Source organism: Duganella sp. (assembly GCF_039595735.1).
GTDB lineage: Bacteria > Pseudomonadota > Gammaproteobacteria > Burkholderiales > Burkholderiaceae_D > Rugamonas.
The window spans coordinates 164192-173397 of the sequence record NZ_JBCNLB010000011.1; the positions used below are offsets into that span (position 1 = coordinate 164192).

General features: G+C 62.8%; 6 protein-coding genes. 2 read left to right on the forward strand and 4 right to left on the reverse strand.

Features of this window, described 5'->3' with window-relative positions:
• The first annotated feature begins 46 nt into the window (after positions 1-46).
• Positions 47-2641 carry a glycoside hydrolase family 2 TIM barrel-domain containing protein gene (locus ABDW57_RS18815; RefSeq protein ID WP_343731706.1) on the forward strand — a complete coding sequence of 865 codons (2595 nt, stop codon included), beginning with the start codon at positions 47-49 and terminating at the stop codon, positions 2639-2641.
• Positions 2642-2679: 38 nt separating this feature from the next.
• On the opposite strand, the gene ABDW57_RS18820 is transcribed toward ABDW57_RS18815, so the two are convergent.
• The 3 genes from ABDW57_RS18820 to ABDW57_RS18830 form a co-directional block, all read right to left on the reverse strand.
• Positions 2680-4686, reverse strand: coding sequence for a diguanylate cyclase (locus ABDW57_RS18820; protein ID WP_343731707.1), 2007 nt, complete (start codon positions 4684-4686; stop codon positions 2680-2682).
• A 123-nt stretch (positions 4687-4809) separates the two neighbouring features.
• Positions 4810-5964 carry an acyltransferase gene (locus ABDW57_RS18825; protein ID WP_343731708.1) on the reverse strand — a complete coding sequence of 385 codons (1155 nt, stop codon included), beginning with the start codon at positions 5962-5964 and terminating at the stop codon, positions 4810-4812.
• 34 nt (positions 5965-5998) lie between these two features.
• Positions 5999-6778: a DeoR/GlpR family DNA-binding transcription regulator gene (locus tag ABDW57_RS18830; protein WP_343731709.1), complete on the reverse strand. Its 780-nt coding sequence runs from the start codon at positions 6776-6778 to the stop codon at positions 5999-6001.
• 122 nt (positions 6779-6900) lie between these two features.
• Here ABDW57_RS18830 and ABDW57_RS18835 point away from each other — a divergent pair, with 122 nt between their 5' ends.
• Positions 6901-7284, forward strand: coding sequence for a VOC family protein (locus tag ABDW57_RS18835; RefSeq protein ID WP_343731710.1), 384 nt, complete (start codon positions 6901-6903; stop codon positions 7282-7284).
• A gap of 415 nt (positions 7285-7699) precedes the next feature.
• On the opposite strand, the gene ABDW57_RS18840 is transcribed toward ABDW57_RS18835, so the two are convergent.
• Positions 7700-8956: a hypothetical protein gene (locus ABDW57_RS18840; protein WP_343731711.1), complete on the reverse strand. Its 1257-nt coding sequence runs from the start codon at positions 8954-8956 to the stop codon at positions 7700-7702.
• Between the last annotated feature and the right edge of the window lie 250 nt (positions 8957-9206).

The window sequence follows — 9206 nt, forward strand, 5'->3', positions numbered from 1 at the left end:
CAGAATGAGCGCACGCGCGCCGGTGCGCGGAATTTCTGGAGTAACCATGCTTCTAATAACGACCAACCTGGCCCGCTACACGGTCCGCGTCATGCTGATGCTTGCCGTGCTTGCCGGCGTATCTGCCGCCAGCGCCGCTGATACGGCGCCGCGGCAACGGCAAAACTTCAACGCCGGCTGGCGTTTCCACTTGGGCGACATCGGCGGCGCCGAGCAAGCGGACTTCGACGACCGTAACTGGCAGGCGGTGGGCTTGCCCCACAGCTTCAGCACGCCTTACTTCCTGGCGCCCGAGGTGTATGTCGGCCATGGCTGGTATCGCAAGGATCTGGTGCTGCCGGCCGTGCCCGCAGGGCGCCGCTGGACGCTGGAATTCGAAGCCGCGTTCCAGACCGCCGAGGTGTACGTCAACGGCGCCAGGGCTGCGCGCCATCGCGGCGGCTATACCGGCTTCCCGGTCGACATCACCAGCGCGCTGCGGCCGGGGCGCAACAGCATCGCGGTCCGGGTCGACAACCTGTGGGACCCGACGCTGGCGCCGCGCGCCGGCGAACATATCTTCAGCGGCGGCATCTACCGCGACGTCTGGCTGGTGACCACCGACGATGTGCACGTGCCGTGGACCGGCACCTTTGTCACCACGCCAGGCCTCAAGGACCGTGCTGGCGCCGTGCGAGTCGCCACCGAAGTGCGTAACGACGGCAAGCGGGCCGTCGCGGTCAAGGTGCGCACGCGCATCGCCGACGCCCGCGGCGCCACTGTCGCCACCTTGCCTGACACAACCGTCCAGCTGCAGCCGGGGCAAACCCAGGAAGTCGCGCAGGAATCGGCGCGCCTGTCGAACCTGAACCTGTGGAGCCCGGAGACGCCAACCCTGTACCGCGCCGTCACCACGCTGGAAGTGGGGGGGCGGCAGCGCGACCGCTTTGAGACCGAATTTGGTTTCCGCACCGTTGAATGGACGGCGGACAAGGGCTTCTTCCTCAACGGCCAGCACCGTTACTTCCGTGGCGCCAATGTGCACCAGGACCAGGCCGGATGGGGCGACGCCGTGACCAACGCCGCCATCGAGCGCGATGTGCAAATGATGAAAGATGCCGGTTTCGATTTCATCCGCGGCTCGCATTATCCGCACGATCCGCACTTCGCCGAAACCACCGACCGCCTCGGCATGATGTTCCTGCCGGAAGCGCCGTTCTGGGGCACGGCCGGCATGGCCAGCGCCTGGGGCAGCTCCGCTTATCCGCCGGAACGGGAACATCAGGCCGCGTTTGAGGAGAGCGTCAAACAGCAACTGGCGGAACTGATCCGCATCAACCGCAACCGGCCGTCGGTGGTGGCGTGGGGCATGGACAACGAGGTGTTCTTCACCGACCAGAGCACCTTGCCGAAGGTGCGCAAGCTGCTGGCGGACGAGGTGGCGCTGTCGCACCGCCTCGACCCGACCCGGCTGGCGGCGGTGGACGGCGCCCAGCGCGGCGAGATCGACCGCATTGGCGACATCGCCGGCTACAACGGCGACGGCGCGGTGCTGTTCCCCAATCCCGGCATCCCGAACTTTGTGGCCGAGTACAATTCGGCCATTTCCGACCGGCCTGGGGCATACGATCCGGGCTGGGGCGACATCGAGCACACGCCGGGCGCCAGGCGCGGCGAGCCGGCGAGCTGGCGTTTCCCATGGCGCTCGGGAGAGGTGATCTGGGCCGGCTACGATCACGGCTCGATCGCCGGCAAGTTCGGCTCGATGGGCCTGGTGGATTATTTCCGTCTGCCCAAGCGCAGCTGGTACTGGTATCGCAACGCCTACCGCGGCATTGCACCGCCGGACTGGCCGCAGCCGGGCAAGCCGGCCGCGCTGCGCGTGACCGCCAGCAGCCCGGCGATCCGCCGCGCCGACGGCACCGACGATGTGCAACTGGTGGTGACCGTGGTCGATGCCAGCGGCACCCAGCTCAGCGACAGCCCGCCAGTGCGCCTGTCGCTGGAAGCGGGGCCGGGCGAACTGCCGACCGGGCGCAACATCCAGTTCACACCCGATGGCGACATCGCCATCCGCGACGGCCAGGCGGCCATCGCCATGCGCAGCTGGCAGCGCGGCGTGACGAAGATCCGTGCCACCTCGCCCGGCCTGGCCGATGGCGTGCTGACGGTGGAAACGCTGGACGGCCCGCGCTACGTGGAAGGCATCACCCCGCTGGCGCCGGAGCGGCCGTATGTCGCGCGCAAGGTGGAAGTGGGGCCGGAACAGGCGTTCGGCCTGAAAAATCCGACCCAGTCCAGCTCCAGTGCGGCCGGCCATGCCTCCTCGCTGGCCAACGATGGCGATGCCGGTACGTGGTGGGCGCCGGCGGCCGATGACGGCCAGCCGTGGATTGTGGTCGATCCGGAGCGGATTCTGAATTACCGTCGCCTGAACGTGCAGTTCGCGCCGGGCGGGCGCTGCGATCTCAGTGCCGAAGCGCAGGACATGGGCGGCATCTGGCGGCCACTGGCGCAGGTGCAGGCCAGCGCCGATACGCTGGAGATTGCGGTGGAGAATGTCACCGGACGCCGGCTGCGCCTGCGCCTGACCGCCGCTGCGGACGCCACCTGCGGCATTGCAGACATCGGCATCCGGGGCACGCCGGCCACCTATTTCTGACAACCACGATTCTTGCGGCGGCCGGCTGTCATTGCCGCCTAGCCGCGACATTGCCGAGGCCGCGACGAATCCGCGGCCTCGCCCGCCACCACCTGCATCTCCACGTAGCCTGCGCGCCAGGCACGCTCCAGATCCTGCTCCACCGCCTCAATGCTGGTGTGCTGCAGATTGGCGAAGCCGCGTATCCCGTAAGCGCGGTTGCGCCCGTTGGTCTTGGCCAGATAGAGCGCCATGTCGGCCAGATTGACCACGCGCTCCCAGGACAGCGGCGCGCCCGCCGGCGCCAGAGGGAAGGGCGCAAAGCCGACTGACACGCGGACTGCGATATCGTGCTCCTGATAGCGAACCTGCTGCGCCGCCACGCCCTGCAGGACGCGGCGCGCGACTTCTTCGATGCGCTGGTGCGGCAGTGCCGGCAGGAAGGCGAGAAACTCCTCGCCACCCCAGCGCACGATCACATCCGTTTCGCGCAGCACAATGCGCAGCTGGCTGGCGATCATCTTCAGCACGGCGTCGCCGGCGGCGTGGCCATAGCTGTCGTTGATGTGCTTGAAGTGGTCGACGTCCAGCAGGAACAGGGCGCCGATGGTGGCGTCGGCGGGCGGCTTCAGGCTGGCCATGTAGTCCTGGAAGTGGCGGCGGTTGTACAGACCCGTCAACGGATCCAGGGTGGACAGCATCGCCAGTTCCAGATTCTTGCTGGCCAGCCGTCCGTTAACCTGTCGTATCTTGCGGTATAGCAGTCCCACCACCGCCGACGCCAGCGCGAACACCAGCACCAGCAACAGCCATACGCGCTTTTGCCAGCGCTGGTTTTCGTTTTCACTCTGGAGCAGCCTGATCTGCTGCTGACTCTTGTCCGCGTCGTAGCGCTCCTGCAATTCCAGCATGGCCTGCTGGCGCCTGGTTTCAAACAATTCGTTGGAAATGGCGCGTTCCCGGTGATAGGCGCTCACCGCGCCGGCCATGTCGCCAGCCGCTTCGAGCGCCTGGCCGTATTCCAGCAGTGCGCTCTGCAGGTCAGGCTTGCCGCCCGTTTGCTCAAACCACTTCAGGCCGGCTTCGATGTTGAGCTTGCCTTCGGCGATACGTCCCATGCCCAGATAAGCCTGGCCCAAATTCATGTGGGCCACCGCGTCGCTGCCGGTTTCATTTAACCCCTTGGTCGCCAGCAAGGCCTCGGAGGCATATTGCGCCGCGCGCGGGTAATCGTGGCGGCGCAGGTAGCTGTCGGCCAGATTGTTCAAGGTGCCGCCCAGCATGCGGCTGGCACCCAGCTTGCGTTGCAGGGCCAGGCCATCCAGTTGCGCGCGCAGCGCGCGATCGGCTTCGCCGAAGTTGCTTGCTACGACAAATTCGCTGAGTTTCAACAGCACCATCTGGATCGGCAGGCGCTGCATTTCCACCAGCGCCGTCAGTTCGCCCAAGGTGGCGTAGGCTTTGTCGCGTTCCTTGATCTGGACGTACAAGCGGGCCATCGCTCTCAAGGCGTTGAACAGCAACATCGGATCGTCGTCCACCTGACGCGCCGTATCGACAGCGAATTGCAGCTTGGCCAACGCGGCAGGCAGGTCACCAAGCTCGACCAGGGACTTGGCCACACCCATCGCCGCCGCCACCTGCACTGGCTTGTCGCCACTGCGCTGTCCCAACTGCTCGGCCTCCTGCGCCTGCCGATATGCCGCTTTGTTGTCGTCGCGAGCACGCGACACCGCCACTCTGGCAAGCAGCCCCTTGGCAACGATGACGTCGTCGCCCAAGGTTTTGCCATAAGCAACGACCTGGTCCGCAATGGCTGCCGCGGTATCGAGCTGATCCAGGAGGGCGCGGACATTGCTGATCTGCGCCAGCAACTCGGCCTGGGTGCGCGGCGGTTCGGTGCGGACCTGCGGCTGCAACGCCAGCAACGGCGTCAAGGTCTTGTCAGGAAGCAGGCGGCTTTGTTCACGCAACTCCATGATGCGTTTGTCCATTGCGGACGCGGCCAGCGCCCACGCCGGCGCGCACAACACGCCCGCGATCAGCAGCACTGCCTTGCTACGCAAGCTATTCCCAAGATTTACCTGACCCGCCAACGGACACCCCAGATCGATGTTTTATTAAAGTATATGACGGCATCCATCGGGCAATCCGACATCGGCGGCGCTGGCGTGAAAATCAGGAAATCCCTACGTTTGAAGTTGTCCGGACGGCATCGAAGCGCCACCGCGCTGGCTCAACCAACGGCGCACCGGGACGTCATAGAACCGCAGGCAGAGGTAGGCCACCGCCACGCAGGCGACAAACGCGGCCGCGGTGACGGGCAGGGCGTCCAGCAAGGGCACCTTGTTTTTCTGCGCCCACGCGGTGTAGGTGTAGATGATCGGGTAGTGGATGATGTAGATCGGGTAGGAGATCGCCCCCAGGAAGGCGCAAACCTTGTTGCCGATGCCGCTATGCACCTGGCCGCTGGCGCCGATGTACACCACCAGCGGGAACACCAGAATGATGCACAGCGCGTCGTAGAGGCCGTTCTGCCACAGCTGGGTTTCGCCGCCAAAGCGCGGCAGCGCGAGGGCAACGACGATCATCAGGCTCGACAGCAAGAATGCGTGCCGGATGCGCCCCACCGTGACCACGCGCGACAGCAGCAGGCCGGCAAAGAACGGATACAGCAGCCTGGTGAGGCCGATGCGGATCTGTGCCGGGTCCAGCGACCATCCGCCAATGACGTCGCCGTTGGGGCCGGCGGCGCAGTAATGCAGCAGCACGCCTGCCGTGATGACGACCAAGATGGCCAGCACGGTATTCGAAAACTTACGCACGAAGAGCGCATACAGGATGTTGGCCACGTACTCGTAGAACAGTGACCAGGCCGGCCCATTCAGCGGGTGCATCTCGCCCCAGCCGCGGATGTCCAGCGCGGCGCCCACCGGCAGCAAGGTCATGCCGATGAGCGCGACCACCACCATCAGCCAGACTGGCGTGTCCTGGATTTTCGGGAAGGTGGGGCTGGCCTGCGTGTAAAACATCACCGCGCCGATCAGCATGCCGACGATGATCATGGGATGCAGGCGGATCAGGCGCCGCTTGAAGAACTCGCCAGTCGACATGCTGCGCCAGCGGTCGTCATAGGCGTAGCCGATCACGAAACCGGACAGCACGAAGAAAAAGTCCACGGCCAGATAACCGTGATTGATGACCTGCACAAAGCGGCTGGCCGCATGCGCTTCGAACAGGTGAAATGCCACCACCATCAAGGCGGCCACGCCACGCAGGCCGTCGAGTATCGGGTAATGCTGCCTGGTGTCCGAAAAGCCGGCGGCTGTAGAACGATTCCCCACTATATGTCTCCTTCTGTGATGATTGTGTGTTGCGTCAGGCCGCTCCGGCCCGGTGAATGGCAATGCCCAGCTCCGCGAACGGCGCGATCTTCTCCGCCGCCATGTCGGCCGGCACCACCAGGTCGGTCATGCTGGCGCAAGCGCTGATCTGATACCTGGCCGCGCCGGGCGTCTTTTCCGCCGTCAGGGCCACGATGACCTGCTCGCTTTGCGCGATCACCGCCTGCTTGAACTCGGCGTCATCGTATTCAAACGCCGTCAGGCCGGAGCCGGCATCCAGCGCGCATACGCCCAGCACGCATTGATCGAAATGCATGCCCTGCAGTTGCTTCAAGGTGGTGATGCCGTGCGCGCCGCCGGTCTTCGGATTCAGGCGGCCGCCGAGCATGATCACTTCCACGGCGGGATGTTTGAGCAGCGCCGCCGCAATGTCCGGGGTGTTGGTCACCACGGTGACGGCCAGCTCCGGCGGCAACGCCTTGGCGATCGCCAGATTGGTGGTGCCGGCATCCATAAACACGCATGCGCCGTCACGCAAGAGCAGGGCGCCGGCCTCTCCCAGCAGCTCTTTGACGCTGCGTTTCTCATCCAGCCGGGCGTGGAAATCCGCCGCGGCCGGCAATGCGCTGACTGCGCCGCCATGCACGCGGCGGCAAACGCCATCTTTTGCCAGGTCCTGCAGGTCGCGCCGGATCGTGTGTTCGGAAACCTCCAGCTCCTGCGACAACTGCAGGCAAAACACCCGGCCCTCGGTTTGGAGCTTTGCACGGATGACATCCTGGCGATGTCGAGCAAAAGAAGCATTTTCAGACATGGGATACGCTTGAGATCGGCTTGAAACGCGCAATCATAGCATTGCACTTGCTCGATTTGCTAAAATATCGCATCGATAGCAATTTTTGTTGCTCGTTTTGTTCGTTTTAGTAAGGAGGTTGAATGAAAGTCGCCCACGTCGCCCTGTGGACCAGAGATCTGGAGGCCGCAGCGAATTTCTGGCGCGAGTATTTCGGCGCCGCCATCGGTCAGGAGTACCGCAGTGCCCGGCGCCCGGGATTTATATCGCGTTTTATCTCCTTGCCCGGAGCGGAGACGCCGATGGAATTAATGACAGCGCCTTGGCTGGAGGACGCGGCCCGTGCCGACCGCGTCGGCTGGGACCATATCGCCATCTCGCTCGGATCGGCCCAGGCGGTCAACGACATGGCAGCGCGCTGCCAGCGTGCGGGGCTGTTGCTGTCCGCGCCAAGAACCACCGGCGACGGCTTCTACGAGGCCGTCATCGCGATGCCGGACGGCACGCCGATTGAGATCACGTCGTAAGGCGCCCCAGCCGGGCTAAAGGAAGAAGTGGGCCTTGAGCGGCAAGATGGCGGCGCCGATCGCGGCGGCATCGCCCGGCGCGCTGGCCAGGGCAGAGTCGCCATTACTGCGGTGACGATAGGACACGGCAAGAACACGGGGCGGCAAGATAAGTATTTCAAGGACATGTGATGGACTCTCCAGATAGGTTTAGCGGCGGACGCTGCTTTGCCGAACGGAGCAAATTCTATGGATTGAGGGACGTGTCATGGAGCATTTCACCGTCAAACTTACCGGTGAATCCAGATCCCCGTCGGCTTTTATGCGCTGCTTGCGCGAGCGGATGCATAGCGACATCGTCGGACTAGGGGGGCTGTTAAAAAAAAGGGGGAACGGAAGCCGGCCGCATTTTATAAGCGGCCGGCCAATACGCAAATCAGGTGGATTTGATGCGATGGCTAAGGATTTTTACATCGGTACTACCGCTTCCGCGCAATGTACACTGAAGCAGAATTTCGAATTCCGCCATCGAGCCGTCTGGCTTTACGGCATTTTTGAGCACATCACGCATGCGATCGCGACTCAACAGAAAATCGATGGCAGCTTCCGTGCCGGCCGATGACGTACCGCCGATCATCAACACATGGCCCGCACCGCTAAGGTTTCGTGTGTACGCGATGAGTGCGAAGCCTGGCTTCGGCGTTTGCTGGGTGGAGAAGTCGTATAGTGCCTCTTCGTCCCCGGTAGGATGGTCATTGCGCACTCGCAGTCGGTCCGCGCCCGCATCCCAGTCGATGTGATAATTCAGGTATTCACGGAATAGATGTACCCATGGATTGGCCTGTCGAATGCCGACCAGGATGGCGTTGGAATGCTTGAGATCATCAAGTTGCAGATCGCGAGCGTAGCGCACATGGAAGCGCTGTGGTGCCGCTGCGGCCAGTTTCCCTAGTTCTGCCGCCAGCGATACCGATAAGGCGGAGGTGTAGCGCCGCCATTGGAATGGTGCGGTGTCGGTTGTTGAGGTGAAGCGTCTGGCGATGTAATCATCCAGTGAAATTTCACGGTGAATTCCTGCCTGATACATCACAAGTTCAGAATCGGCAGGGACCAACAGCGTTTCATGCTCCGGGCCGATCAATGAGGCCCAGAAAATGTCTGCTGGATCGCGTGATCTTGTGCCATAGGCCAGCACAAGTGAGAGGATGGCGATCACCAAACCTGCTGCGATCACATACGTTGAACGCCAGCGTCGTCGCGGCGATTGCAACGTGGTTGAAACAGAAGCCGCTGAAGGTGACTCGTCTGCCGGAGGGCCTGCTTCGCAGGCGGCATCCTGTAGTGGGGGCGCCTTTGGCGCAAATACCGGCACATAGGACCCGCGCGGAATCATAATGCGCAACGTATCCTCGCTACCTTCGGTTGCGTAATACTTGGCAAGTCGCTTACGAAGCAGTCCCGCTGTGGTACGGACGATCGTATCTTCGGCCGGCAGATAATCTGCCGACCTGCCGAATACCGCGACCCCGATATGGTTCTCAGTCAGTCGGGTTGTCTTCTGCTCCAGTGTCGCTATGCATACGTACCGTAAAAAAGATGAGAGTCGCCCAGCGCGTGAAAACTCGACGCTAGCCAAAACGCGGTCCATCGCCTCTTTGCAGGAATTGGTATGTGCTGTCGTGGGCATATCCATAAGCCGAGTATCGAGACGTTTTTGGGCTGGACAATTTATCAAAACCACATGACTGTTATGTGACACGGCAAGAAAATCAGGATATCCTTACTCTCAATTTCAGGCGCCGTTGGTGGATATCGAGATTGTGTCCCACGACGTGGTGTATGAAGAATTTGCCTGAAACGGCGAAGGAAGGCGGTCTGAAGAGGCGGCCATTGTGATTCTTGAGGTAATGTTGGGTTTGCGAAGACCTTAACGTAACCAGTAG